This window comes from Kitasatospora sp. NPDC002522 (genome assembly GCF_053595195.1).
The window spans coordinates 134154-159269 of sequence record NZ_JBSFXE010000015.1; the positions used below are offsets into that span (position 1 = coordinate 134154).

Here is a 25116-nt window from a genome sequence, read left to right on the forward strand (position 1 = left end):
CCTCACTCCGAAGGACCGGTTTCGGTCGCCCCGCCGCGTCCACCGCCACCGGTGCCGCCGGGGCCGAGCATCAGCGGCGTGTCGGGGGCGAAAGCAAAGGTGGAGGGCAGTCCGGGGGCCCGCTCGCGGCCGGCGTTGGCGATCAGGACCGCGAAGTAGGGGAGCAGGACGCCGCCGGTCAGCGCCACGAAGGCCAGCCAGCGTTCGATGTCCCAGAGGATCACGGCGAGCAGGACGCAGGCCGTCCGGATCAGCATGGAGATGACGTAGCGGCGCTGCCGCCCCTGGACGTCCTCGGACAGGCTGCTGCGGGCTCCGGTGATCCGGAAGACCTCGCCGTCCGCGCTCTTGCGCATGTTCCACCCGCTTCGTCAGTGAGCGCACCCTACGGTCGACCACGGTAACCCCGCTGACGCCCGGCGGACCCACGCGGGGTCGGCCGAGTCGCCGCGGGCGTCAGCCGAGCGGGGCGAGGTACTGCGGCGGAACCTCGCCGGTGAGCCAGACGCCGTTGTCGCTGACCCGGAACTCGTGCCCGTCGGCGGCCATCGCCGCCGCGTCGACCCGCAGGACGACCGGGCGGCCGTGCCGGGAGCCGACCCGGACCGCGGTGTCGGTGTCGGCCGAGAGGTGGACGTCCTGACGGGCCATCGGGCGCAGGCCCTCGGCCAGGATCGGGCCCAGGGTGCGGGTGGCGGTGCCGTGGTACAGCACCTCGGGCGGGACGGTGACGGGCAGGCCGAGGTCGACCTCGACGGTGTGGCCCTGGCTGGCCCGGATCGAGCGGCCGTCCGCGGAGTAGGCGAAGCGGCGCTTGTTGTTGGTGGCGACCACGTGGTCGAGCTCGGCCCGGGTCAGCGCCCGGCCGTGCCGGGCCAGCGCGGCGAGCAGGGTGTCGATCTCCACCCAGCCCGCCGCGTCCAGGGAGACCCCGACCGCTCCCGGGTCGTGCCGCAGGATGCGTGACAGCATCTTCGACGTCTTGACGGTGCGTTTCTCGTCCATCGGGGTCCCCCGTTGTCGTTCGACGGCCGGTCAGGAGGCCTGACTGACCGAGCTCATGTTGAAGTCGGGCACCCGGACCGGCGGCATCGCCGCCCGGGTGAACCAGTCGCCCCACTCGCGGGGCAGGCAGCGTTCGGTGCGGCCCGCCTCGGTGATCCGGCCGAGCAGGTCGACCGGGGACTCGTTGAAGCGGAAGTTGTTGACCGCGCCGACCACCTCGCCGTTCTCGACCAGGTAGACGCCGTCCCGGGTCAGGCCGGTGAGCAGCAGGGTGGCCGGGTCGACCTCGCGGATGTACCAGAGGCAGGTGAGCAGCAGGCCGCGCTCGGTGGAGGCGATCATCTGGTCCAGGGTCGGCGCGTCGGGCGCGCCGGTCTCCAGCACCAGGTTGTCGATCGGCGGGGTGAGCGGGAGGTCGGCCAGGCCGGCCGAGTGCCGGGTGGTCAGCAGGTTGGCGAGGCGGCCCTCGCGCAGCCAGTCGGTGGCGGCGAGCGGCGCGCCGTTGTCGAAGACCGAGTCGTTCTCGCCCGAGGAGCGGGTGAGCGCGAACGGCGCGGCCTGCAGGCCGGGTTCGGCGGGGTCGGAGCGCAGGGTGAGCGGCAGCGGGCTGAGCTGCTCGCCGATCCGGGTCCCCCCTCCGGCCTTGGAGAAGACCGAGCGGCCCTCGATCGCGTCCCGCGCGCCGGACGACCAGGAGAGGTAGACCATCAGGTCGGCGACGGCGGACGGCGGCAGGACGGTCTCGTAGCGGCCGGCCGGCAGGTCGATCCGCTTGCGGCCCCAGCCGAGCCGGCGGGTGACCTCGGCGTGCAGGGCGGTGACGTCCACGTCGGTGAAGTCCCGGGTGGCCGCGCCGACCCAGGCGGAGCCGGCGAGGTCGGCGGTCTTGCCGTTCAACTCGACCGAGCCGGTGGGCTGGTCGTGCCGCAGCCGGACGCCGGTGGAGGTGCCGAGGTAGCTGGAGAGCACCTCGTGCCGGGCGAAGCCGTACAGCAGCTCGCCGCCCGCGCGGGCCCGGGCGAAGGCCTCGCCGAGGGCGGGGGCGAAGTCGGCGAACACCTCGACGGAGGTGGTGGCCGGCGGTTCGGTGAAACGCGGGTCGACGCCCTGGGCGGTGATCAGCGGCTGGGCGTCCTCGGCGGGTTCGGCGGCCCGGGCGGCGGCCTCGGCGGCGCGCACCAGCTGCTCCACCTCGTCGAGGGTGGCGGCCTCCTGGGCGACCACGCCGGCCGCGGTGCCCTGCGCGCCGTCGACGGTGGCGATCACGGTGAGCCGGCGGCCGCGGGTGACGCCGTTGGTGGTCAGCGCGTTGCCGGCCCAGCGCAGGTTGGCGGTGGACTCCTCGTCGGCGATCACCACGCAGCCGTCCGCTCGGGACAGCTCCAGGGCGCGCTCGACCAGCTCGTGGGGGTGCGTGAGGGACATCAGTGACCCGCCTCCTGCTGGGTGTTGAGCACGTTGACCTGACGGAACAGCGCGGACGGGCAGCCGTGGCTGACCGCGGCGACCTGGCCCGGCTGGGCCTTGCCGCAGTTGAAGGCCCCGCCGAGCACGTAGGTCTGCGGGCCGCCGACGGCGCTCATCGAGCCCCAGAAGTCGGTGGTGGTGGCCTGGTAGGCGAAGTCCTTGACCTGGCCCGCGAGTTCGCCGTTGCGGATGGCGTAGGCGCGCTGGCCGGTGAACTGGAAGTTGTAGCGCTGCATGTCGATCGACCAGGAGCGGTCGCCGACGATGTACAGGCCGTTCTCCACCTGGGAGAGCAGGCCCGCGGTGTCCGGGCCGTCGGCCGCGGGCTGCAGCGAGACGTTGGCCATCCGCTGCACCGGGACGTGCGCCGGGGAGTCGGCGTAGGCGCACCCGTTGGAGCGCCCGAAGCCCTTCAACTGCGCCATCGGACGGTCGAGTTGGTAGCCGACCAGGACGCCGTCGCGGATCAGGTCCCAGGACTGGGTGGCCACCCCCTCGTCGTCGTAGCCGATGGTGGCCAGGCCGTGCTCGGCGGTCCGGTCGCCGGTGACGTGCATCAGCTCCGAGCCGTACTTCAGCGAGCCCAGCTGGTCGAAGGTGGCGAACGAGGTGCCCGCGTAGGCGGCCTCGTAGCCGAGCGCCCGGTCCAGCTCGGTGGCGTGGCCGATCGACTCGTGGATGGTCAGCCACAGGTTGGACGGGTCGATCACCAGGTCGTAGCGGCCCGCCGCGACGCTCGGCGCGGCCATCTTCTGCGCCAGCAGCTCGGGCAGCTCGGCCAGTTCGGCCTCCCAGTCCCAGCCCACCCCGCGCGGGCTGCGATCTTCGGGGGATGACCCCCGAGCCCCCGCGAGATATTCCCAACCGCGGCCGGCCGGCGGCGCGATGGTGCGCATCGAGTCGAAGGCGCCGGTGCGCTCGTCCACGCTGGTCGCCTCCAGCCACGGGTGCAGCCGCACCCGCTGCTGGGTGGTGACGGTGCCCGCGGTGTCCGCGTAGAACTTGTTCTCCTGGACCGTCAGCACCGCCGCCGACACGTGCGAGACGCCGTCCGCCGCGAGCAGCCGCGAACTCCACTCGGCGAGCAGCCCGGTCTTCTCGGCGTCCGGCACCTCGAACGGGTTGACCTCGTACGCGGAGACCCACGAGGCGTCCGGGTACACCGGCTCCGGGGCCAGCTCGACCCGCTCGGCGGAGCCCGCCGCCCGGCTGATCCCGCCGGACAGCCGGGCCACCGCGACCGCCTGCTCGGCCACCGCCGCGGCCGCCTCCGGGGTGAGGTCCACGCCCGCGGCGAAGCCCCACGCGCCGTCCAGCAGCACCCGGACGGCGAAGCCCAGCTGCACGGTGTCCGAGGAGCCCGCCGGGCGGGCGTCGCGCAGCCGCCAGGCCGCCGAGCGGACCCGCTCCAGGCGGAAGTCGGCGTGCGCGACGCCGAGTTGCCGTGCCCGGGAGAGCGCGGCGTCGGCCAGCGGCCGCAGCGGATAGGCGAGGAACTGGGGGTCCAGCGCGGAGGGGGGCATCGGGCTCCCTGGATCGAGGGTGCGTCAGGCCGCCCCCGGGCCGAGGGCGCCCGATCGCATCATCCCCGGCCAGCGCGGTTTCGGCCAGCAATTATCCCCGCGCGCCCTGACGGACCGTCAGGCCAGTGCCTCCCACCAGCCGTCCAACTCCGGCGGGTTGGCCACCTCGACCCGCTGACCCGGCCGCGGCACCGCCAGCGGCACGCCCTGCGCCTTCGCCTCCGCCAGCAGCCGCTCCACCGGCTCCGCCCAGCGGTGCGGCGCCAGGTTGAACGTGCACCAGTGCACCGGCAGCAGCAACCCGCCGCGCAGCTCCAGGTGCGCCCGGACCGCCTCCTCCGGGTTGAGGTGGATGTCCGCCCAGGCGTCGTCGTACGCGCCGATCGCCATCAGCGCCGCGTCGAACGGGCCGTGCTGCTCGCCGACCCGGGCGAAGCCCTCGAAGTAGCCGGAGTCGCCGGTGAAGAACACCTTGCGCTGCTGCCCGGCGATCACCCACGAGCCCCACAGCGTGGTGTTCCGGGTCAGGCCGCGGCCGGAGAAGTGGTGCGCGGCGGTCAGCGTCAGCGTCAGCTCGCCGAGCGTGCAGGTCTCGTCCCAGTCCAGCTCGATGATCCGGTGCTCCGGCACGCCCCAGCGGCGCAGGTGCCCGCCGATGCCCAGCGGCACCGCGAACGGCGCCGACTGCAGCTCGACCAGCTGCTGCACGGTGTCCAGGTCCAGGTGGTCGTAGTGGTCGTGCGAGATCAGCACCGCGTCCACCGGCGGCAGCGCCGCCAGCTCCACCGGCACCGGGTGCAGCCGCTTCGGGCCCGCCAGGTGCGAGGGCGAGCAGCGGTCCGACCAGATCGGGTCCACCAGCACCCGGCTGCCCTCGACCTCCAGCAGCGCCGAGGCGTGCCCGAACCAGGTCACCGCCACCCCGTCCGAGGCCTGCTCCACCGGCTCCGGGCGGACCACCGGCACCGGCAGCTCCGGCACCCGGCCGTCCCGCTCGAACAGCATCCGCCGCAGCGTCGCCGAGTCCGGGAAGCCCGGCGCGGACCTGGCCAGCTCGGACGGCGCGTTGTGGAACACCCCGTCCCGGAACTGCGGCGAGGTGCGCACCCGCACGTCCAGCGGGTCGGGACGGCGCCCGAACTGCGCCGGCAGCCCGCGCAGCGCCCACGCCGCGGCGCCCGCCACCGCCAGCCCCGCCGCCAGCACCAGTGCCCGACGGCCCGACCGGCCAGGGTCTGCACCACTCATCGCGTCCGCTCCGATCGGCTCGCTCTTCGGCGCCCGGACTCTCCGACACGCCTCCGGGCCAACGGCCGCCGAGCACTCCGCGTTCCCGCCCCGGACCGGGCCACCCATTGTCGGATTGCCACAGATCTCGCCCGGCGCGCCTGTCGGAGGCCGCTTCGCCCAAGCTCGCACCCTACCGATAGCGTCGCAGGTGGCGTATGCGCGCACGTCGCCCGCGCGCACATCTAGAGAGAAGGTGGACCGTTGAGCCGCTCGGTACTCGTCACCGGAGGTAACCGGGGCATCGGCCTGGCCATCGCGCTGGCCTTCGCCGAGGCGGGCGACAAGGTCGCCATCACCAGCCGTTCGGGCGAGGTCCCCGCGGAGCTGGCCAAGTACGACGTCCTCGCGGTCCGCGCCGACATCACCGACGCCGCGCAGGTCGAGGCCGCGTACACCGAGATCGAGGCCGCGCACGGCCCGGTCGAGGTCCTGGTCGCCAACGCCGGCATCACCCGGGACACCCTGCTGCTGCGCATGTCCGAGGAGGACTTCACGTCCGTCCTCGAGACCAACCTCACCGGCACCTTCCGGACGGTCAAGCGGGCCGCCGCGAAGATGCTGCGCGCGCGCAAGGGCCGCGTCGTGCTGATCTCCTCGGTCGTCGGCCTGAGCGGCTCGGCGGGCCAGGCCAACTACGCCGCCTCCAAGGCCGGCCTGGTCGGGTTCGCCCGCTCGCTCGCCCGCGAACTGGGCTCCCGCAACATCACCATCAACGTGGTGGCGCCCGGCTTCGTCGACACCGACATGACCGCAGTGCTCAGCGAGGAGCGCCGCAAGGAGATCGTCTCCGGCGTCCCGCTGGGCCGCTACGCCGCGCCCGCCGAGATCGCCTCGGCCGTGCGGTTCCTGGCCTCCGACGAGGCCGCGTACATCACTGGTGCCGTCATTCCCGTGGACGGCGGATTGGGCATGGGTCACTGACCATGACTGGAATTCTCGAAGGCAAGCGCATCCTGATCACCGGCGTGCTGATGGAGTCCTCCATCGCCTTCCACACCGCGAAGCTCGCCCAGGAGCAGGGCGCCGAGATCATCCTCACCGCCTTCCCCCGGCCCAGCCTCACCGAGCGCATCGCCAAGAAGCTGCCGAAGCCGGTCACGGTCCTCGAGCTCGACGTCTCCAGCGCGGAGCAGCTGGCCGGCATCGCCGACCAGGTCCGCGAGCACCTGCCCACCCTGGACGGCATCGTCCACTCCATCGGCTTCGCCCCGCAGGACGCGCTCGGCGGCAACTTCCTCGACACCCCGTGGGAGTCCGTCGCCACCGCCATGCAGGTCTCCGCGTACTCGCTGAAGTCCCTCACCATGGCGCTCCTCCCGCTCATGCAGGACGGCGGCTCGGTGGTCGGCCTGACCTTCGACGCGCAGTTCGCCTGGCCGCAGTACGACTGGATGGGCCCGGCGAAGGCCGCCCTCGAGTCGACCAACCGCTACCTCGCCCGCTACCTCGGCGAGCGCGACATCCGCTGCAACCTGATCTCGGCCGGCCCGCTCGGCACGATGGCCGCCAAGTCGATCCCCGGCTTCCCGGCCCTCGCCGCCACCTGGGAGACCCGCTCCCCGCTCAAGTGGGACCTCACCGACCCCGAGCCGGCCGGCCGCGGCGTGGTCGCCCTGCTCAGCGACTGGTTCCCGAAGACCACCGGCGAGATCGTCCACGTGGACGGCGGGTTGCACGCCATCGGCGCCTGAGGCACACGGGTAGGTAGTCAGGGGCTCTGGGGGGATGCCCCCAGGGCCCCTGTTGTGGTCTCCCTGAGTGCATCACTTTTCCGTCTTGCAGAAGCCGATCGCGCGGCCCGCTTCGGTGGAGGCGCGTTCGGGGTCGCCGTCGCGGATGGCGTCGAGGATGGCGGTGTGCGGGACCCAGCGGTGGGGGAGCAGGGCGGGGCCGACGTCGTGGCGGAGGTGGGCGCGGAGGACTTCGCCGAGGTCGGCGTAGACCGCGGCGAGGACGTCGTTGTGGGCCGCGGCGACGACGGCCTGGTGGAATGCGGCGTCGGCCTGGATGAAGTCCTCCGGGTCGCCCGCGTGCCAGGCGGCATCGCGTCGCTCGAGTGCCGAGCCGAGCAGTTCGAGGTCGCGTGCGGTGCGGCGGACCGCGGCGAAGCCCGCGGCCGAGGTCTCCAGGGTGGCGCGCAGCTCGGCGACCTGGTCCTGGTCGGCGTCGGCGAACCGACGGTGCATCACGCCGGCGAGTTCGCTGGTGGCGAGGACGTAGGTACCGGAGCCCTGGCGGATGTCGAGCAGCCCGTTGTGGGCGAGCGCTCGGACGGCCTCGCGAATGGTGTTGCGGGCGACGCCGAGCTGGTCGACCAGTTCCGCCTCGGTGGGGATGCGTGAGCCGACCGGCCATTCGCCCGAGGTGATCTGCGAGCGCAGCTGGGCGATCACCTGGTCGGAGAGCGGGGTGCGGCGAGTGGTCGACAGCGCCAAGGTCGGACTCCTTCTGTGGTCTACGTCATCAGGATACCGGCGTGCGATAAGTCATCCCATGATTCTATGATTACGCCCATGCCGACCGCAGCCGACCGCACCGCCACCCAGCCGAAGACCGTCGACCTCCCCTCGTCCGCCCCCGCCCGCAGCGGCGGCGCCGCCGTGCTGCTCGCCGTGGCGGTGGCCGCCGCCGCGCTCAACCTGCGCCCGGTGGTGACCAGCCTCGGGCCGCTGCTCGACCGGGTCCGCGAGGACCTGGGGATGAGCGCGACCATGGCGGGCCTGCTGACCGCCGTGCCGCCGCTGTGCTTCGCCGCGGTGGGCTTCGCGGCGCCTTCGCTGGCCCGCCGGATGGGCCCGCTCACCGTGGTGACCGCGGGCATGGGGGCGATCGCCGCGGGCGTGCTGGCCCGCTCGTTCACCGGGTCCGCCGCGCTGTTCCTGCTGCTGACCGCGGTGGCACTGGCCGGGGTGGCGCTGGCGAACGTGCTGCTGCCGGTGGTGATCAAGCGGTACTTCCCGGACCGGGTCGCCCCGATGATCGGCCTCTACTCGATGGCGCTGTCGGTCGGTACCTCGCTGGCGGCCGCCGCGACCGTGCCGCTGACCAGCGCGCTGGGCGGCAGCTGGCGGGTCGGCCTCGGGCTGTGGGGCGTGCTGGCGGTCGCCGCGCTCGGGATCTGGCTGGTGGTGTGGTTCCTGCGCCGGGAGCGCGGCGGCCGGACCGCGGCCGGTGCGCACACCCGGCTGCCGATCGTCCGCAGCCGCACCGCGTGGGCGCTGGCCGCGTTCTTCGGACTGCAGTCGACCAGCGCGTACAGCGCGATGGGCTGGCTGCCGAAGATCTACCAGGACGCCGGGGTCTCCGAGTCGGCGTCCGGCGTGCTGCTCGCGGTGGTGATGGCGATCAGCGTCCCGGTCTCCTTCCTGCTGCCCAACCTGGCCGCCCGCCGCGGCGACCAGCGCCGGTACGTGGTGGCGCTGGGGCTGTGCGGGATCACCGGCTTCCTGGGCCTGCTGTTCGCGGCCGGGACGGTGCCGTGGCTGTGGGCGGTGCTGGTGGGCCTGTCGATGTGCGCCTTCCCGCTCGCGCTGACCATGCTCGGCCTGCGCGCCCGCACCCCCGGCGGGGTGACCCAGCTGTCCGCGTTCGCGCAGAGTGTGGGCTACCTGATCTCCATCCCCGGCCCGATCCTGGTCGGCGCGCTGTACCAGCGCACCGGCGACTGGTACCTGCCGCTGGGCCTGCTGGCCGCGCTGCTGGTGCCGCAGATCCTGGTCGGCCTGCGGGCGGCCAGGGCCCGGCACATCGAGGACGAGGTCGTCGGCTAGGCTCGCGGGCATGCCCGTACTCGACCCGAACCCCCAGAACGGCCAGAAGAAGCTGCTGCAGATGCTCGGCCTGATCGCCGCGATCGTGGTGGTCATCTCGATCGTGGCCACCGTCGCCCGGAACCTGGGCTGACCCGCAGTTCGGGGCCCTTTGCCGAAGCCGCCACCCCTGCGGGTGGCAGCTTCGCGGACCACGCGACCCGGCGGCGGTTTTCTGCGAAGCTCTAGGGGTATGAGCGCCGACACTCCTCGTAGGATCATCGTTCTCCGCCATGCCCGGGCCGACTGGCCCAACCAGGTCACCGACCACGAGCGGCCGCTGGCCGACCGCGGACGCGGGCAGGCCACGGACGCGGGCCGCTGGCTCACCGACTCCGGGATCAATCCCGACCACGTGCTCTGCTCCGACGCCCTGCGCACCCGCGAGACCTGGAAGCTGGTCGCGCACGAGCTGCCCAAGCGGCCCCGCAGGACGGTCTACGAGGACCGGGTCTACGAAGCCCAGCCCGGGCAGCTGATCGAAGTGATCCAGGAGACCCCCGAGGAGCACACCGACCTCCTGCTGGTCGGCCACAACCCCGGCGTCCTCGGCCTCACCCAGGTCCTGGCCGGCGACGAGGGCGACACGGAGGCCCTCAACCGCCTGCGCCTCAACGGCTTCCCCCCGGCCGCAGTCGCCGTCCTGAGCCTCAACGCCTCCTGGAAGCAGGTCGAACCCGGAATCGCCCGGCTCGACTCCTACTTCCTCCCCCAAGACTGAGAGCCCCGAAAGGGGCCCTCCGGGGCCCTTCAGGGGCCCGGGGAACGGCGGGAGTGCGTGACGGTGGGGGTACGAGGGCGCTGCGAGGTCCGGGCGCATGGAGGTCTCCAAAAACCACCAGCCAAGCCGAGACCGTCAGACACTCGCCTCGCAGTTCTCCGAGCCCCTGAAATGCCCCCTCAGTGGTCAGTGGCCCCGTCCAGCTCGTCCGCCGCCTCGACCTCTTCCCGGGTGACGCCGAGCAGGTAGAGCACGGTGTCGAGGAACGGCACGTTGACCGCGGTGTCGGCCTGCTCCCGCACCACCGGCTTGGCGTTGAACGCCACGCCCAGGCCGGCCGCGTTCAACATGTCGAGGTCGTTCGCGCCGTCGCCGATCGCCACCGTCTGCTCCAGCGGCACGCCGGCCTGTTCGGCGAAGCGGGCCAGCCAGCGGGCCTTGCCGGCGCGGTCGACGATCTCGCCGGTGACCCGGCCGGTGAAGCGGCCGTCGACCACCTCGAGGGTGTTGGCCGCCGCGAAGTCCAGGCCGAGGCGTTCGACCAGGTGCTCGGTGACCTGGGTGAAGCCGCCGGAGACGATCGCCACCTGGTAGCCGAGTCGCTTCAGGGTGCGGATCAGGGTGCGGGCGCCGGGGGTGAGGCGGACCTCGGCCCGGACCTTCTCGGTGACGGTGGCGTCCAGGCCGGCCAGCAAGGCGACGCGGGCGCGCAGCGACTCGGCGAAGTCCAGTTCGCCGCGCATCGCCTGCGCGGTCACCTCGGCGACCTGCTCCTCGCAGCCCGCGTGGGCGGCGAACAGCTCGATCACCTCGTCCTGGATCAGCGTGGAGTCGACGTCCATCACCACCAGGCGCTTGGCCCGGCGGTGCAGTCCGGCCTTCACCACGGCGATGTCCACGCGCTGGGCGGCGGCCTCGGCGGCCAGCACGGTGCGCAGTTCCTCGGTGGGGACGCCGGAGACGGCCAGCTCGACCGCGGTCACGGGGTACTTGGCGAGGCGGAACACGCGGTCGATGTTGCCGCCCGCGGCGGAGACCCGGCTGGTGAGTGCGGCGACGGCGGCGGCGGTGAGCGGGTGGCCGAGCACGGTGACGTGCGAACGGCCCTCGCGGCGCGGGCGGTTGTCGCCGGTGCCGGAGATGATCTCGGCCTGCAGGCGGTTCTCCTCCGCCCAGCGGTGGACGGTGACCCGCAGGGTGCCCTCGACGCCCGGCGCGGGCGGCGGGGTGACCAGGGCGCACAGCGTTATCCGGCCCCGGGTGACCACCTGCTCGATGTCGATGACCTCGACGCCGAAGTCCGCCAGGGTGGTGAACAAGCCCGCGGTGATGCCCGGGCGGTCCTTGCCGAACACCTTGACCAGCAGCGTGCGCTCGTCCTCGGAGCTCCGGGACGGGGCGGCGGGGAGGGCCTGAGCGGCCGGATCTGTTCCGTTCATGGTGCGTCCCACGCTACCGGGCCCGCCCGCGCGGCCACGCCACCCGTCCGCCCCGTGGGACGCCGGGCGTACCCCCGCCGGACACCCGTAGGCCCTTTGCGACATGCTCCGGACAGTGTTGCCGGGCGGTCACAGTCCAGCGGCCCGACTTTCGAGGGGAGCGCGGCGGCTGGAATGATTCCCCCCGTCAGATGCACATCCTGGGGCCGGAGAGCGGGGCGGGCGGACAGTTGCCGCAACTCGTACTAGAGATTGACGGCCGGCAGCGGGTTCTGGAGCCCGGCCGGTCCTACACCATCGGGCGCGACCCGAACTCGGACTTCCCGTTCGACGACGCCAGGGTCTCCTGGCGGCACGCCAGCCTGACCTTCGACGGCACCGGCTGGCAGCTCACCGACCACGGCTCCACCAACGGCACCTTCGTGGGCGGCGCCCGGGTCGCGCAGACCGCCGTCCACCCGGGCGGGGTGATCCACCTCGGAAACGGGCAGAACGGGCCCCGGCTGGCGTTCAGCGCCCCGGCCGGCGCGCCGGCCGCGCCCAGCGACATCCACGAGGCCGCCACCAGCCGGGCCACCCCCGGGCAGCAGGCGCCGTACCAGCAGCAGCCGTTCCCGGGCGGGCCGGCCGCGCCGCAGGGCCACCGGCCGCCGCCGGTGCAGCAGCCGATCCCGCAGAGCTGGGACGCCCCCACCCCGCGGCCCGGCTTCCCGCAGCAGCAGAGCGCGCCGGTGCAGCAGCCGGCCGTGCCGCCGCAGGCGCCGTACCAGCAGCCGCCGGTGACGCCGGGTCAGCCGCCGGTCCAGCCGCAGCCTCCGGTCCACCCGCTCGGCGGGCAGCCGCAGCAGGGCGGCGGTCTGGGCAACCCGACCATGGTGCGCAGCCTGGCCGCCGGGATGCGCACCATCCGGATCGGCCGCGCGCTGGACAACGACATCGTCGTCTCCGACCTGCAGGTCTCCCGGCACCACGCCGAGCTGCGGCAACTGCCGGACGGGCGCTGGGAGATCGTCGACCTCGGCAGCCACAACGGGATCTTCCTGAACGGCCAGCCGGTGCAGCGCCAGCTGATGGGCCCGCAGGACCGGCTCACCGTCGGCCACTCCTCCTTCGTGCTGGTCGGCGACCAGCTGCAGGAGTTCGTCGACAACGGCGCCGTCACCTTCTCCGCGCACCACCTGACGGTGGAGGTGGAGCACAAGGGCGGCAAGAAGATCCTGCTCAACGACGTGAGCTTCTCCGTCCCGGAGAAGTCGCTGGTCGCGGTGATCGGCCCGTCCGGCTCCGGCAAGTCGACCCTGCTGCGCGCGCTGACCGGCTACCGGCCCGCCGACCGCGGCGAGGTGCTGTACGACGGCCGCAACCTGTACCGGCAGTTCGCCGAACTGCGGTCCCGGATCGGCCTGGTGCCGCAGTCGGAGATCCTGCACAAGGAGCTGACCGTCCGCACCGCGCTCAAGTACGCGGCCCGGCTGCGCTTCCCCGGCGACACCGAGTCGGCCGAGCGCGAGCGCCGGATCGACGAGGTGCTGTACGAGCTGCGCCTGGACAAGCGCGCCGACAACCGGATCACCGCGCTCTCCGGCGGCCAGCAGAAGCGCGTCTCGGTCGCCCTGGAGCTGCTCACCAAGCCGTCGCTGATCTTCCTGGACGAGCCGACCTCCGGCCTCGACCCGGGCATGGACCGCGAGGTGATGCAGACCCTGCGCGGCCTCGCCGACGACGGCCGCACCGTCCTGGTGGTCACCCACTCGGTCGCCGAACTCGCGCTCTGCGACCGGCTGCTGGTGATGGCCCCGGGCGGCTCGGTGGCGTACTTCGGCCCGCCCGGCGAGGCGCTGCACTTCTTCGGGTACGAGACCTGGGCGGACGTCTTCCAGGCGTTCGAGAACTACCCCGACCACGACTGGGCCGGGCGCTACCGCAACTCGGTGCACCACCGGCAGTACTCGGCCGACGTGGACGCGGTGGCCACCCAGGCGCAGCCCAACGTGCACGCCCAGATGCGTCCATCGAAGCCGCAGAGCTGGGGCTCCCAGCTGTGGACGCTGATCCGCCGCTACCTGTCGGTGATCGCCTCCGACAAGGGCTTCATCGCGCTGTCGGTGCTGCTGCCGCTGGTGCTCGGCGCGGTCTCCGCGGTGATCCCCGACAAGTGCGGCCTGGCACCGTGCGGCAACGGCCGCAACGACGTCGCCCGGCTGATCCTGATGGTGGTGGCGTTCTCCGCCTGCCTGTCCGGCTCGGCCAACTCGGTCCGTGAGCTGATCAAGGAACGGGCGATCTACGAACGCGAACGCGCCACCGGGCTCTCCCGGTCCGCGTACCTGCTGTCGAAGATCATCGTGCTGGGCGCGATCAGCTTCCTGCAGGGCGGCATCATCTCGGCGATCGCCTTCAAGGTCCGCACCCTGCCCGCCGAGGGCCTGCTGCTGAAGCACATGCCGGCCGCCGAGATGGCGATCGGCGTGATCCTGCTGAGCTTCTCCTCGATGATGGTCGGCCTGGCGATCTCCTCGCTGGTGAAGACCGCCGAGAAGACGATGCCGCTGCTGGTGATGTTCGCCATCGTGCAGATGGTCTTCACCGGCGCGATCTTCCAGCTCTTCGACAAGCCCGGCCTGGAGCAGTTCGCCTGGCTGATGCCCGCCCGCTGGGGCGTCGCCGCCAGCGGCAACACGCTCGACCTCGCGCACATCTCCCCGGTCGTGGTGGCCCGCCCGCCGGAGACCTCCCCGGTCGACCCGCTGTGGGACCACTCGATCGGCTACATGATCCTCAACTGGATCGCGATGATCGTGATCTCGGTGGGTCTGGCCTTCGCCATCCAGCGCTTCCAGAAGCGCCACGAGCCGGAGGTCATGCAGAAGGGCTAGCCGCTCTGACCTACGACGTAGGTCCTGCGGCCGAGGCGGCGGGCGTGATCACCGGGGTAGCGTGTGGCGGTATGGACACCCCGGGACGCGACCCGTCGCTTCGCGCGATCGAGGCGGTGAGCGCCGCCGTCCTCGCGATGAGCCGCCCGCTGGAGGTGCGGGAGGTGCTGCAGCGGATCACCGCCTCCGCGCGCACCCTGCTCGGCGCCGAGTACGCCGCCCTCGGCCTCCCGGACGACCACGGCGGCTTCGCCCAGTTCGTGGTCGACGGCGTCAGCGACGAGCAGTGGCGCGCGATCGGACCGCTGCCCCGCCAGCACGGGGTGCTGGCGACGATGCTGCACGACCGCGGCCCGACCCGGCTCGGCGACGTCCGCACCGCTCCCGACTTCGGCGGCTGGCCGGACGCGCACCCCGAACTCACCGACTTCCTCGGCATGCCGATCATGGACGAGGGCGAGATCGCCGGTGCGCTGTTCCTGGCCAACAAGCCGGGCGGCTTCACCGACCAGGACGAGGAACTGCTGCGCATCCTGGTCGCGCACGCCGCCCTCGCCCTCGCCAACGCCCGCCTGTACGAGCGCAGCCGCGAACTGACCCTCTCCGGCGAGCGGGCCCGGATCGCCCACGACCTGCACGACGCGGTGTCGCAGAAACTGTTCTCGCTGCGGCTCACCGCCCGCGCCGCCGCGAAGCTCGTCGACCGCGACCCCGCCCGGGCCCGCGCCGAACTCGCCGAGGTGGCCCGGCTGGCCGCCGAGGCGGCCGACGAACTGCGCGCGGTGGTGATCGAGTTGCGCCCCGCCGCGCTGGAGGAGGACGGCCTGGTCGCCACCCTCGCCTCCCAGGTCCAGGTGCTGGACCGCGCCCACACCGCCAAGGTGCACTTCACCGCCACCGGGGTGCGGGCGCTGCCCGCCGCGCAGGAGGCGGCGCTGCTGCGGGTCGCCCAGGAGGCGCTGCACAACGCGCTGCGCCACGCGGAGGCCGGGCAGGTCGCCGTCACCCTGACCGCCACCCCGACCCGCGGGGTGCTGCTGACGGTCCGTGACGACGGCCGGGGCTTCGACCCGGAGTCGGTGCGGCGGGCCGGCCGGCACCTCGGCCTGGTGTCGATGCGCGACCGCGCGGCCGCGGTCGGCGGCCGGCTCACCCTGGAATCCGCCCCGGGCCGGGGCACCCTGGTCGAACTGGAGGTCCCCGGTGCCTGACACGACGTCACCGATCCGCGTGCTGCTGGTGGACGACCACCAGGTGGTCCGCCGCGGCCTGCGCACCTTCCTGGAGGTGCAGGACGACATCGAGGTGGTGGGGGAGGCCGCGGACGGCGCGGAGGCGGTCGAACAGGCCGCCGCGCTCGCCCCCGACGTGGTGCTGATGGACCTGAAGATGCCGAACGTGGACGGCATCGAGGCGCTCCGGCTGCTGCGCGAACGCGGCAGCGGGGCCCGGGTGCTGATCGTCACCAGCTTCACCGAGCACCGCACCATGGTCCCGGCGCTGCGGGCGGGCGCGGCCGGCTACGTGTACAAGGACGTCGACCCGGAGGCGCTGGCCGGGGCGATCCGCTCGGTGCACTCCGGACACGTGCTGCTGCAGCCGGAGCTGGCCGCCGCGCTGCTCGCCGAGGACACCCCGGCCGTCCCGCAGGGCCGGGGCGGCAACCTCACCGACCGCGAGCGCGAGGTGCTCTCGCACATCGCCGACGGCCGCTCCAACCGGGAGATCGCCCGCACCCTGCACCTGTCCGAGAAGACCGTGAAGACCCACGTCTCCAACATCCTGATGAAACTGGACGTCGCCGACCGCACCCAGGCCGCCCTCTGGGCCGTCCGCCACCAGGGCTGACGCGTCCTCAGCCGCGCTGCGCCCCAGGGGTGACCTGGTGTCAGCCGCGTTCGTCGACCGCGGCGTTGTAGGCGGCTACCTGGGCGCGGCGGGCGGTGCGGTCCAGGGGGGCGAGGATCTCCCGGCGGGCGGCCATCTCGGCGGCGGAGACCGCTGCGCCGTGCCCGTCGGAGGCGATCGACAGCAGCGCGGCGACCTGCCGGGCGGACTCCAGCACCCGTACGGCGCGCGGCGGGTAGCCGGGGGCTAGCAGCTCGCTGTGGCCGCGGCGGCGGAAGGCCTCCAGCGCGCGCAGCGTCTCCGGACCGGCCCCGGCGACGTCGAGCCGGGTCAGCAGCGCGGTGGCCTCGCGCAGCCCGTCGGCGAGTTCGCGTTCCGCCTCGTCCAGTGACGGCACGTCCGCGGGCCGCCCGTCGTCGACCGGCAGGCACTGCCACAGCACCCGGACGCCCTGGTCGCCGGCCGGGCCGTACACCTCGACCTCGGGGACCAGGCCGAGCGGGGCGCCGACCGCGAGGACGGCCTCGCCGGCGCCCATGGCAAGGGAGTTGAAGGCGGGCGGCCCGCACAGCCCGAGCGGGTGTCCGGCCACCGGGAGGGCCAGGCGCAGGCCGGTGACGCCCTGGGCGCGCAGCCGGCCCAGCGCCCAGGTCAGCCCGTGCAGCGAGTCCGGCGGCTCCCCGGGCAGCCCGGTGACGCGGTGCGCGTCGTCGACGCCCTGGACCGCGGTGACCGCGTCGTCGGGGGAGGCGGCCCCGGCCAGCAGCGCGTTGCCCCACGCGGTGAGGCGTCCCGAACGGGGTTCTTGGTACGGATTGTCGGCAGGAGTGGCGAGCATCGGACCAGCCTACGGACAACCGGGCCAGGCGGGTGGCGTAGGTTTGGCCTGACACAGGTGGACCGCACCCCGAAGGACCGTACCCGCAGGTCCCACGGACGGCCGGATTCTTGCATTTGGGGAAGGCGTAGGCATGAGCGACGTGCTGGAGCTGGTGGACGTTTCCGTGGTCCGGGAGGGTCGCGCACTCGTCGATCACGTGTCCTGGTCGGTCAAGGAGGGCGAGCGCTGGGTGGTGCTCGGCCCGAACGGCGCGGGCAAGACGACGCTCCTCCAGGTCGCGTCCACCTACCTGTTCCCGACCTCCGGCGAGGCGGCCGTGCTCGGCGAGAAGCTCGGCAGCGTCGACGTCTTCGAGCTGCGCGCCCGGGTCGGCCTGGCCAGCGCCGCGATGTTCGACAAGCTCCCGCCGGAGCAGACCGTGCTGCAGACCGTCCTCACCGCCGCGTACGGGATGACCGCGCACTGGCAGGAGACCTACGAGCAGTCCGACGAGGACCGCGCGCTGGTGCTGCTCGACCGGATGGGCATGGCGGCGTTCACCGACCGCAAGTTCGGCACCCTCTCCGAGGGCGAGCGCAAGCGCACCCTGATCGCCCGCGCCCTGATGACCGACCCCGAGCTGCTGCTGCTCGACGAGCCGGCCGCCGGCCTCGACCTCGGTGGCCGCGAGGACCTGGTGCGCCGGCTCGGCGCGCTCGCCCAGGACGAGTTCGCGCCGTCCATGGTGATGGTCACCCACCACGTCGAGGAGATCGTGCCCGGCGTCACCCACGTGCTGATGATCCGTCAGGGCAAGGTGCTGACGGCCGGTCCGATCGAGACCGCGCTCACCTCGCGCAACCTGTCGCACTGCTTCGGCCTGCCGCTGACCGTCGAGCGGCACGGCGACCGGTGGACCGCGCAGGGCCTCCCGCTCGGCTGATTCCCGCCGTTCGGCGCGGCGGCGGAAACCGATCGTACATACGGCCGGTTTCCGCCCGTCCACCTGCGGGAAGCCACACGGGGAGAGCCCGCACCTCCCTAGGATGGATCTGTGGACAACTGGATCTGGTGGCTTCTGCTCGCCGTCGGCCTCGGCATACCGCTGGTGGTCACCGCGATGCCCGAGTTCGCGCTGTTCGCGGCCGGCGCCGGCGCCGCCGCGCTGACGGCCGGTCTGGGCGGCGGCGTGGTACCCCAGTTCCTGGTCTTCGTCGGGGTGTCGGCGGCGCTGCTGGTGTTCGTCCGGCCGGTCGCCTACCGCCTGCTCAACAAGGGCCCGGAGTACCGCACGGGCGTGGCGGCGCTCACCGGCGCCACCGCAGTCGTACAGGAAACAGTCGACGGGAACGGCGGCCGGATCAAGCTCAACGGCGAGATCTGGTCGGCCCGTGCGCTCAATCCGGGGGCGGTCTTCGAACCCGGGCAGCAGGTCGACGTCGTGGAAATCCAGGGCGCCACCGCCCTGGTCGTCTAGGGGAGAAGCGTTGGAACCCGTCCTCATCGTGCTGGTCGTCCTGGTCGTGGTGGCCTTCATCGCGCTGATCAAGACGATCCAGGTGATCCCGCAGGCGAGCGCGGCGATCGTGGAGCGCTTCGGCCGCTACACCCGCACCCTCAGCGCGGGCCTGAACATCGTCGTCCCGTTCATCGACACCATCCGCAACCGGATCGACCTGCGCGAGCAGGTCGTCCCGTTCCCGCCGCAGCCGGTGATCACCTCGGACAACCTGGTGGTCAACATCGACACCGTCATCTACTACCAGGTGACCGACCCGCGGGCGGCGACCTACGAGGTGGCCAGCTACATCCAGGCCATCGAGCAGCTCACCGTCACCACCCTGCGCAACATCATCGGCTCGATGGACCTGGAATCCACCCTGACGTCCCGTGAGGTGATCAACGCCGGCCTGCGCGGCGTCCTCGACGAGGCCACCGGCCGCTGGGGCATCCGGGTCAACCGGGTCGAGCTGAAGGCGATCGAGCCGCCGACCTCCATCCAGGACTCGATGGAGAAGCAGATGCGCGCCGACCGCGACAAGCGCGCCGCGATCCTCACCGCCGAGGGCGCCCGGCAGGCCCAGATCCTGCGCGCCGAGGGTGAGAAGCAGGCCGCCGTGCTGCAGGCCGAGGGTGAGGCGCAGGCCGCCGTGCTCAAGGCCGACGGTGAGGCCGCCGCGATCCGCACCGTCTTCGAGGCCATCCACGAGGGCGACGCCGACCAGAAGCTGCTCGCCTACCAGTACCTGCAGACCCTGCCGCAGCTCGCCCAGGGCGACTCCAACAAGCTGTGGATCATCCCCAGCGAGGTCGGCGACGCGCTCAAGGGCCTCGGCGGCGCCTTCACCGGCATGGCCGGCGGCAACGGCAACGGTGGTGGCGCGGCAGCCGTCCCGCCGCCCGCCAGCCGCGTCCCGGTCGACCCGGCCAGCGGTCCGCGTCCGGTGGACACCGAGAACAAGACCGCCCGCCCGCGGGTCGAGCCGACCCGCGAGTACCCGAAGATCGACGAGTAGTCAGCCGCCCCGCAGGCCCCGTCCGACCACGCGTCGGGCGGGGCCCGCGCGCGTTCCGGATCGCGGACGCCCCCTGGCCAAGCGCTGAGACGGTCCGGCATGATCAACCGGCCGACAGCACCAACCGAGGGGAAAGCAGATGACAGTCTGGGAGGCGCTCGCCGTCCTGCTCGCCGGAGTCGCCGCCGGCACCATCAACACCATCGTCGGCTCCGGCACCCTGATCACCTTCCCCACCCTGCTGGCCGTCGGCCTCCCCCCGGTCACCGCCAACGTCTCCAACACCCTCGGCCTCGCCCCCGGCTCGCTCGCCGGCGCCCTCGGCTACCGCGCCGAACTCGCCACGCAGCGCCGCCGCCTGCTCCGCCTCGGCACCGCCTCGCTGATCGGCGGCCTGACCGGCGCCGTCCTGCTGATCACCCTGCCCAGCAAGGCCTTCGACGCCATCGTCCCGGTCCTCATCCTCACCGCGCTGGTCCTGGTCGTGCTGCAGCCCCGGGTCGCCCGCGCGATGGCCGCCCGCCGCGCCGCCGGCACCGCCCGCCCGGCCGGCGACGGCGGCTGGCTGCTCACCGTCTGCGTCGGCCTCACCGGCATCTACGGCGGCTACTTCGGCGCCGCCCAGGGCGTCCTGCTGCTCGCCCTGATGGGCATGCTGCTCCCCGACGACCTGCACACCATCAACGGCATCAAGAACGTCCTCGCGCTGATCGTCAACGGCGTCGCCGCGGTCTTCTTCGTCTTCACCTCCACCATCGACTGGACCGCCGCCGCACTGATCGCCGTCGGCGCCACCCTCGGCGGCGTGCTCGGCGCCAAGGTCGGCCGCCGGCTGCCCCCGCCCGCCCTGCGCGCACTGATCGTGGTCGTCGGCCTCGCCGCCGTCACCAAGCTGCTCTTCCTGTGACCGGCGCGCCGCGACCCGACGTAGGCTCGGCGATGGAAGCCGCCTCCCGCACCGGACGGAGCCACGCCATGAGCCGCACCCGCCTGACCGAGGACCAGATCACCGCCGCCCTCGCCGAACTCCCGGACTGGCAGCGCACCGGAGAGGCCATCGCCCGCACCGCCGAGACCGCGAGCTTCCCCACCGCGATCCGGGTCGTGGACGCCGTCGCCGAGCAGGCCGAGCGGCTCGACCACCACCCCGACATCGACATCCGCTGGCGCACCCTCACCTTCGTCCTCTCCACCCACAGCGCAGGCGGCCTGACCAGCCTCGACGTCACCCTCGCACACCTGATCGACCAGGCCCTGGAGGCCACCGCCTGACCCCGGCCCACCCCCGGGCCCGCAAAGTTCCGGCAAAACCCGTGCCCCGACCGTGAGATGCTGGCTGCTTGCCAGACCGCAGTCGGGACGGACGGAACGCATGGCTCAGGACCCCACGACGCCCGGGTACGACCACCAGCAGCCCTGGTACCCCCCACCGCAGCAGCAGGTCTACGGCGAGCAGCAGGCCGCCTACCAGGACCCGCAGCAGCAGGCCTACGGCGGCTACCAGCAGCCCGGATACGTGGACCCCGACACCCAGCTCTACTACCAGCAGCAGGTCTACGGCGAGCAGCAGCTGTACGCGGACCCGCAGCAGGCGTACCAGCAGCCCTTCCCCCAGCAGCAGGGCTACGCCGAGCAGGCGTACCCCGCGCAGGCCTACCAGGACCAGGCCTACCAGCAGCAGGCCTACGCCGACCCGAACCACGGCTACCAGCAGCACACCGGCTACCAGGACCCGGCGGCCCAGCTCTACACCGCCGCCGCCCCCGGGCAGCAGCAGGCCGAGCCGGCCCCGCAGACCACCGACCCCGGACCGGTCACCGCCACCGACTACCCGCAGACCAGCGCCGCGGACCCCTTCGCGCCCGGATCCGACGGAACGTCAACCATCTACCAGGACACCGCCGACAGCCCCGCCGGCCGCCGCCGCGGCGGCGGCAAGCCGGCCCTCGGCCGCCGCGCCCTCGCGGTGCGGGTCGGCGCCGGCGTCGCCGCCCTCGCCGTCCTGGTCACCGCCGGCGTGCTCGCCACCTCGGGCGGCGACGACAAGCCCACCGCCAAGGGCGACCAGGGAACCACCCAGAACATCGCCGTCGCCCACACCAAGGCCTGGACCGCCGCCGTCGACCCCGCCGCCGCGCAGGGCGCCGACGACACCCTCGCCGGCAGCTGGCTGCTCGCCGACACCGTGGTCCGCGCCGACGCCACCGGCGTCCGCGCCTACGCCCTCGCCGACGGCAAGCCCGCCTGGACCCTCGCCCCGCCCGCCGACGGCGCCGTCCCCTGCGGACTCTCACCCACCGTCAACCCGTCCGGCCTCGGCGCCGTCGTCTACCGCGGCAGCGCCGACCCCAAGAGCCCCTGCAGCACCGCCGTCGCCGTCGACACCAAGACCGGCAAGGCCGCCTGGAGCAAGGGCTTCTCCGACGCCAAGGAGAACTACGCCGCGCACGTCGCCGTCACCGACGACAAGGTGATCGCGATCGGCGACGACAAGGCCGTCGCCTGGGCCGCCGCCGACGGCAAGGACGCCTGGCAGTACGCCGGCCAGGGCAAGTACTGCACCCTCTCCGGCGGCGCCGGCGGCGCAACCGTCCTGCTGCACAGCAGCTGCGCCGACTCCAACCCGGTCGACCAGGCCGTCGCCCTCAACGCCGCCGACGGCAAGGTCAAGTACTGGCGCGGCCTCAACAACCAGCCCAAGACCGTCACCGTGCTCTCCGCCGAACCCGCCGTGGTGCTCACCACCGGCGCCCAGCCCGCCGACGACCGGGTCTTCGCCTGGGGCGCCGAGGGCGACCCGGCGGTCGAGATCCCGCTCGCCGTCGAGGGCGGCGGCCGGCTGGACGTCGCCCACGGCACCTTCGCCGCCGTCCCCGGCGTCTACTTCCACGACCACACCATGTTCACCGGGGTCGTCCCCGGCGGCGGCGGCAGCCCCGCCGCCGTCGCCGCCTACGACCTCACCACCGGCAAGCCGCAGTGGCGCACCCCCATCGCCGAGAAGGGCAAGGCCCGCCCCGCCGGCGTCGACGCGGGCGGCCTGCTGCTCGCCGTCGACGAACGCCTCGACCAGCCCGCCCACCTCAGCCGCTTCGCACTGGCCGGCGGCCAGGAGACCCAGGGCGGCGCCTTCCCGCAGGGCACCGGCTCGCTGCTCGGCGCGGGCCGGGTGCTCAGCGGCGGCGGCCACCTGGTCGCGGTCCCCGAGCACTCCACCAACTTCGGCATCGCCACCGGCTTCACCAGCAAGGGCTGACCCCCCGTCAGCCACCGCACGGCCCACATGGAAGACGGGCCCGACCTGTCCCCTGATCAGGTCGGGCCCGTCGGCCTCTCACGCGCTCGCCGGCAGCCAGGCGGCGAGCTCCCCGAGCTCGCCCGCCCGCAGCCCGAGCGCAAGCATCAACGTGGCCTCCGGCGTCGGCTCGAACGGCCGCCGCAGCAGCCGCATCCCCGCCTGCTCCGGCGTCCGGTCCGCCTTGCGCTGGTTGTCCTCCGCGCAGGCCGCCACCGTGTTCAGCCAACTGTCCGCGCCACCGCGCGACTTCGGCACCAGGTGGTCCACCGTGGTGCCCCGCCGCCCGCAGTACGCGCAGCGGTGCTGGTCCCGTGCCAGCACGCCCCGCCGCGACCACGGCGCCTGTTGTCGGAACGGCACCCGCACGTACCGGTTCAGCCGGATCACCCGCGGCACCGGCACCTGGACGCCCGTGCCCCGCACCACCCGCAGCGGATGCGCCTGCTCGACCACCGCCTTGTCCTGGAGCACCAAGACCACGGCGCGGCGCAGCGGCACCGTGGTCAGCGGTTCGTAGCTCGCGTTCAGTACCAATGTGTTGCGCATCCCGGGCCACCTCCAGTGCTCACCCCCCGCCGCTCGGCGGTGGCACCACTCTGAACGCCCGCACCCCGCCCGACAACGGAATTTCCGACCCGCCCGGCCCGGCACCCGCCCTGCGCGGAAACCCCCTGGCCCGGAACGCGTAGGCTCTACGACGCTGGAGTCGTCCAGGCGCGGGCCCGACGGGCCGCCGGCGCGCCGGACCCCCGACCGAAGGAGAAGCGGGACCGTGACCGACATCGTCGACGAGCTGCAGTGGCGCGGGCTGATTGCCCTGTCCACTGACGAGGACGCACTGCGCAAGGCGTTCGCGGACGGCCCGGTCACGTTCTATTGCGGCTTCGACCCGACCGCGCCCAGCCTGCACCTCGGCAACCTGGTCCAGATCCTGACCATGCGCCGCATCCAGCAGGCCGGCAACCTCCCGCTCGGCCTGGTCGGCGGCGCCACCGGCCTGATCGGCGACCCCAAGCCCACCGCCGAGCGCGTCCTCAACGACCCCGAGACGGTGGCCGGCTGGGTCGACCGCCTGCGCGGCCAGATCTCCCGATTCCTCGACTTCGACGGCCCGTACGCCGCCCGCATGGTCAACAACCTGGACTGGACCTCGGGCATGTCGGCGATCAGCCTGCTGCGCGACGTCGGCAAGTACTTCCGGGTCAACAACATGATCGCCAAGGAGGCGGTCGCCCGCCGCCTCAACTCGGACGCCGGCATCAGCTACACCGAGTTCAGCTACCAGATCCTCCAGGGCATGGACTACCTGGAGCTGAACCGCCGCCACAACTGCACCCTGCAGACCGGCGGCAGCGACCAGTGGGGCAACCTCACCGCCGGCACCGACCTGATCCGCAAGGCCGACGGCAAGTCCGTGCACGCCCTCGCCACCCCGCTGATCACCAAGGCCGACGGCACCAAGTTCGGCAAGACCGAGTCCGGCACCGTCTGGCTCGACCCCGAACTCACCACCCCGTACGCCTTCTACCAGTTCTGGCTGAACGCCGACGACCGCGACGTCGCCAAGTTCCTGCGCATCTTCTCCTTCCGTTCCCGTGAGGAGATCGAGGAACTGGAGCGCGAGACCGCCGACCGCCCCGCCGCGCGCCTCGCCCAGCGCGCCCTCGCCGAGGAACTCACCACCCTCGTCCACGGCGCGGACCAGTACGAGCGCGCCGTCGCCGCCTCCAAGGCGCTCTTCGGCCAGGGCGACCTCGCCGACCTGGAGTCCGACACCCTGGCCGCCGCCCTCGCCGAGGTCCCCAAGGCCACCGTCACCGAGCTCGGCCAGCTCGTCGACCTCCTGGTCGAATGCGGCCTGGCCCCCAGCCGCTCCGCCGCCCGCCGCACCATCAAGGAAGGCGGCGCCTACCTCAACAACGCCAAGGTCACCGACGAGGAGGCCACCGCGGCCGACTCCGACCTGCTGCACGGCCGTTGGCTGGTCCTCCGGCGCGGCAAGCGCAACCTCGCCGCCATCGAACTCACCAGCGCCTGAAGGTAGTTGAGAGTTCCCATGAGTCCGGATCGAACCCGAACGGACCATCAGGTGGCTTGAAACACACGCCAGTTGACCTGCTGACCCACCAACGACGGGCCGGATCCAGCCAGATCCGGCCCGTCGTGTTTGACTCTCCCGGATCCGTCACCTAACGTAGTCCGAGTCGCCTCTTCCGGCCGTGACCGGGAGGCGGAACCCCAAACCCTGCTGAGCGATCCGTCGCGCGCCCATTCGAATTCCGACTGGGAAATGCGGACCGGATAAGTCTGCTAGAGTTCGGGGGCGCCGAAAGGGAAAAACCTTCAAAGGGAAACCCCAGGGCGAAAGCGAGTCGGGAAAGAGCACAAGCTCGGATCTGATAAGCTGGAAACACGAAAGAACGAAGCGCCCGGAGGGTCGGTCGGAAGGCCGCCTGAAGGAAGTGTCCGTTCCTTGAGAACTCAACAGCGTGCCAAAAGTCAAC

General features: G+C 72.7%; 24 protein-coding genes. 15 read left to right on the forward strand and 9 right to left on the reverse strand.

The genetic code is table 11. The annotated features are described in order from the left end of the window. Positions 1-2: 2 nt before the first annotated feature. The 5 genes from ACWD4U_RS15690 to ACWD4U_RS15710 form a co-directional block, all read right to left on the reverse strand. Complete coding sequence (locus ACWD4U_RS15690; RefSeq protein ID WP_363455942.1) at positions 3-356, reverse strand: DUF3099 domain-containing protein; 354 nt, start codon at positions 354-356, stop codon at positions 3-5. A 100-nt stretch (positions 357-456) separates the two neighbouring features. Beyond that, positions 457-1005: an RNA 2'-phosphotransferase gene (locus ACWD4U_RS15695; RefSeq protein WP_363455939.1), complete on the reverse strand. Its 549-nt coding sequence runs from the start codon at positions 1003-1005 to the stop codon at positions 457-459. A gap of 30 nt (positions 1006-1035) precedes the next feature. Further along, positions 1036-2430, reverse strand: a complete 1395-nt coding sequence (locus tag ACWD4U_RS15700; protein ID WP_363455937.1) for a metallopeptidase TldD-related protein — start codon at positions 2428-2430, stop codon at positions 1036-1038. Further along, the gene (locus ACWD4U_RS15705; protein WP_363455934.1) at positions 2430-3995 is read right to left on the reverse strand and encodes a TldD/PmbA family protein; all 1566 of its coding nucleotides are present in this window, start codon (positions 3993-3995) and stop codon (positions 2430-2432) included. Before ACWD4U_RS15705 ends, ACWD4U_RS15700 begins: the two co-directional genes overlap by 1 nt. A 117-nt stretch (positions 3996-4112) precedes the next feature. After that, a complete protein-coding gene (locus ACWD4U_RS15710) occupies positions 4113-5243 on the reverse strand; it encodes an MBL fold metallo-hydrolase (RefSeq protein WP_363455932.1) in 1131 nt (376 codons plus the stop codon). A gap of 243 nt (positions 5244-5486) precedes the next feature. Between ACWD4U_RS15710 and fabG the strand changes: the two genes are divergently transcribed. Beyond that, positions 5487-6206, forward strand: a complete 720-nt coding sequence (gene fabG, locus ACWD4U_RS15715; RefSeq protein ID WP_363455929.1) for a 3-oxoacyl-[acyl-carrier-protein] reductase — start codon at positions 5487-5489, stop codon at positions 6204-6206. A 2-nt stretch (positions 6207-6208) separates the two neighbouring features. Next, entirely contained in the window at positions 6209-6976 is a 768-nt protein-coding gene (gene fabI, locus ACWD4U_RS15720; RefSeq protein WP_363455926.1) for an enoyl-ACP reductase FabI, read from the forward strand. A 72-nt stretch (positions 6977-7048) separates the two neighbouring features. On the opposite strand, the gene ACWD4U_RS15725 is transcribed toward fabI, so the two are convergent. Next, on the reverse strand, positions 7049-7720 hold the full coding sequence (locus tag ACWD4U_RS15725; RefSeq protein ID WP_363455924.1) for a FadR/GntR family transcriptional regulator: 672 nt from the start codon (positions 7718-7720) through the stop codon (positions 7049-7051). 78 nt (positions 7721-7798) lie between these two features. On the opposite strand from ACWD4U_RS15725, the gene ACWD4U_RS15730 reads away from it, so the two are divergent. From ACWD4U_RS15730 to ACWD4U_RS15740, 3 genes are all read left to right on the forward strand, one after another. Beyond that, positions 7799-9055, forward strand: a complete 1257-nt coding sequence (locus ACWD4U_RS15730; RefSeq protein ID WP_363455921.1) for a CynX/NimT family MFS transporter — start codon at positions 7799-7801, stop codon at positions 9053-9055. Between the two features lie 10 nt (positions 9056-9065). Next, entirely contained in the window at positions 9066-9188 is a 123-nt protein-coding gene (locus ACWD4U_RS15735; RefSeq protein WP_363455918.1) for an SGM_5486 family transporter-associated protein, read from the forward strand. 99 nt (positions 9189-9287) lie between these two features. Then, positions 9288-9815 (forward strand): SixA phosphatase family protein, encoded by a 528-nt coding sequence (locus tag ACWD4U_RS15740; RefSeq protein WP_363455916.1) that lies wholly within the window; start codon positions 9288-9290, stop codon positions 9813-9815. A 179-nt stretch (positions 9816-9994) separates the two neighbouring features. Here ACWD4U_RS15740 and serB read toward each other — a convergent pair whose 3' ends face one another. Further along, positions 9995-11254, reverse strand: a complete 1260-nt coding sequence (gene serB, locus ACWD4U_RS15745; RefSeq protein WP_363455913.1) for a phosphoserine phosphatase SerB — start codon at positions 11252-11254, stop codon at positions 9995-9997. A gap of 191 nt (positions 11255-11445) precedes the next feature. Here serB and ACWD4U_RS15750 point away from each other — a divergent pair, with 191 nt between their 5' ends. The 3 genes from ACWD4U_RS15750 to ACWD4U_RS15760 all read left to right on the forward strand — a co-directional run bounded on the left by ACWD4U_RS15750 (position 11446) and on the right by ACWD4U_RS15760 (position 15978). Further along, positions 11446-14130 carry an FHA domain-containing protein gene (locus ACWD4U_RS15750; RefSeq protein WP_363455911.1) on the forward strand — a complete coding sequence of 895 codons (2685 nt, stop codon included), beginning with the start codon at positions 11446-11448 and terminating at the stop codon, positions 14128-14130. Positions 14131-14201: 71 nt separating this feature from the next. Beyond that, positions 14202-15341, forward strand: coding sequence for a GAF domain-containing sensor histidine kinase (locus ACWD4U_RS15755; RefSeq protein ID WP_363455908.1), 1140 nt, complete (start codon positions 14202-14204; stop codon positions 15339-15341). Continuing rightward, positions 15334-15978 carry a response regulator transcription factor gene (locus ACWD4U_RS15760; RefSeq protein WP_363455905.1) on the forward strand — a complete coding sequence of 215 codons (645 nt, stop codon included), beginning with the start codon at positions 15334-15336 and terminating at the stop codon, positions 15976-15978. The genes ACWD4U_RS15755 and ACWD4U_RS15760 overlap by 8 nt, the downstream gene beginning before the upstream one ends. Positions 15979-16018: 40 nt before the next feature. On the opposite strand, the gene ACWD4U_RS15765 is transcribed toward ACWD4U_RS15760, so the two are convergent. After that, positions 16019-16816 carry a hypothetical protein gene (locus ACWD4U_RS15765; protein ID WP_363455902.1) on the reverse strand — a complete coding sequence of 266 codons (798 nt, stop codon included), beginning with the start codon at positions 16814-16816 and terminating at the stop codon, positions 16019-16021. Between the two features lie 133 nt (positions 16817-16949). On the opposite strand from ACWD4U_RS15765, the gene ACWD4U_RS15770 reads away from it, so the two are divergent. The 6 genes from ACWD4U_RS15770 (at position 16950) to ACWD4U_RS15795 (ending at position 22570) form a co-directional block, all read left to right on the forward strand. Continuing rightward, positions 16950-17741, forward strand: coding sequence for an ABC transporter ATP-binding protein (locus ACWD4U_RS15770; protein ID WP_363455899.1), 792 nt, complete (start codon positions 16950-16952; stop codon positions 17739-17741). A 123-nt stretch (positions 17742-17864) separates the two neighbouring features. Then, a complete protein-coding gene (locus ACWD4U_RS15775) occupies positions 17865-18275 on the forward strand; it encodes an NfeD family protein (RefSeq protein WP_363456104.1) in 411 nt (136 codons plus the stop codon). A 10-nt stretch (positions 18276-18285) separates the two neighbouring features. Then, entirely contained in the window at positions 18286-19314 is a 1029-nt protein-coding gene (locus ACWD4U_RS15780; protein WP_363455896.1) for an SPFH domain-containing protein, read from the forward strand. 139 nt (positions 19315-19453) lie between these two features. Next, positions 19454-20221, forward strand: coding sequence for a sulfite exporter TauE/SafE family protein (locus ACWD4U_RS15785; protein WP_363455893.1), 768 nt, complete (start codon positions 19454-19456; stop codon positions 20219-20221). 68 nt (positions 20222-20289) lie between these two features. Beyond that, positions 20290-20586, forward strand: a complete 297-nt coding sequence (locus ACWD4U_RS15790; RefSeq protein ID WP_363455890.1) for a 4a-hydroxytetrahydrobiopterin dehydratase — start codon at positions 20290-20292, stop codon at positions 20584-20586. Between the two features lie 100 nt (positions 20587-20686). Next, positions 20687-22570 (forward strand): PQQ-binding-like beta-propeller repeat protein, encoded by a 1884-nt coding sequence (locus ACWD4U_RS15795; protein ID WP_363455888.1) that lies wholly within the window; start codon positions 20687-20689, stop codon positions 22568-22570. A 78-nt stretch (positions 22571-22648) separates the two neighbouring features. Here the strand turns inward: ACWD4U_RS15795 and ACWD4U_RS15800 are convergent, their stop codons facing one another. Beyond that, positions 22649-23158: an HNH endonuclease gene (locus ACWD4U_RS15800; protein WP_363455885.1), complete on the reverse strand. Its 510-nt coding sequence runs from the start codon at positions 23156-23158 to the stop codon at positions 22649-22651. 226 nt (positions 23159-23384) lie between these two features. Between ACWD4U_RS15800 and tyrS the strand changes: the two genes are divergently transcribed. Continuing rightward, positions 23385-24650, forward strand: a complete 1266-nt coding sequence (gene tyrS / locus ACWD4U_RS15805) for a tyrosine--tRNA ligase (protein WP_363455882.1) — start codon at positions 23385-23387, stop codon at positions 24648-24650. Positions 24651-25116 lie beyond the last annotated feature (466 nt).

Coding starts and splice junctions, on each gene's coding strand:
- ACWD4U_RS15785 (WP_363455893.1), top strand. CDS start 19,454: ATGACAGTCTGGGAGGCGCTCGCCGTCCTGCTCGCCGGAGTCGCCGCC.
- ACWD4U_RS15750 (WP_363455911.1), top strand. CDS start 11,446: ATGCACATCCTGGGGCCGGAGAGCGGGGCGGGCGGACAGTTGCCGCAA.
- ACWD4U_RS15770 (WP_363455899.1), top strand. CDS start 16,950: ATGAGCGACGTGCTGGAGCTGGTGGACGTTTCCGTGGTCCGGGAGGGT.
- ACWD4U_RS15795 (WP_363455888.1), top strand. CDS start 20,687: ATGGCTCAGGACCCCACGACGCCCGGGTACGACCACCAGCAGCCCTGG.
- ACWD4U_RS15755 (WP_363455908.1), top strand. CDS start 14,202: ATGGACACCCCGGGACGCGACCCGTCGCTTCGCGCGATCGAGGCGGTG.
- ACWD4U_RS15800 (WP_363455885.1), bottom strand. CDS start 23,158: ATGCGCAACACATTGGTACTGAACGCGAGCTACGAACCGCTGACCACG.
- ACWD4U_RS15790 (WP_363455890.1), top strand. CDS start 20,290: ATGAGCCGCACCCGCCTGACCGAGGACCAGATCACCGCCGCCCTCGCC.
- fabI (WP_363455926.1), top strand. CDS start 6,209: ATGACTGGAATTCTCGAAGGCAAGCGCATCCTGATCACCGGCGTGCTG.
- ACWD4U_RS15710 (WP_363455932.1), bottom strand. CDS start 5,243: ATGAGTGGTGCAGACCCTGGCCGGTCGGGCCGTCGGGCACTGGTGCTG.
- ACWD4U_RS15735 (WP_363455918.1), top strand. CDS start 9,066: ATGCCCGTACTCGACCCGAACCCCCAGAACGGCCAGAAGAAGCTGCTG.
- ACWD4U_RS15765 (WP_363455902.1), bottom strand. CDS start 16,816: ATGCTCGCCACTCCTGCCGACAATCCGTACCAAGAACCCCGTTCGGGA.
- ACWD4U_RS15700 (WP_363455937.1), bottom strand. CDS start 2,430: ATGTCCCTCACGCACCCCCACGAGCTGGTCGAGCGCGCCCTGGAGCTG.
- ACWD4U_RS15705 (WP_363455934.1), bottom strand. CDS start 3,995: ATGCCCCCCTCCGCGCTGGACCCCCAGTTCCTCGCCTATCCGCTGCGG.
- ACWD4U_RS15730 (WP_363455921.1), top strand. CDS start 7,799: ATGCCGACCGCAGCCGACCGCACCGCCACCCAGCCGAAGACCGTCGAC.
- ACWD4U_RS15690 (WP_363455942.1), bottom strand. CDS start 356: ATGCGCAAGAGCGCGGACGGCGAGGTCTTCCGGATCACCGGAGCCCGC.
- ACWD4U_RS15695 (WP_363455939.1), bottom strand. CDS start 1,005: ATGGACGAGAAACGCACCGTCAAGACGTCGAAGATGCTGTCACGCATC.
- serB (WP_363455913.1), bottom strand. CDS start 11,254: ATGAACGGAACAGATCCGGCCGCTCAGGCCCTCCCCGCCGCCCCGTCC.
- ACWD4U_RS15740 (WP_363455916.1), top strand. CDS start 9,288: ATGAGCGCCGACACTCCTCGTAGGATCATCGTTCTCCGCCATGCCCGG.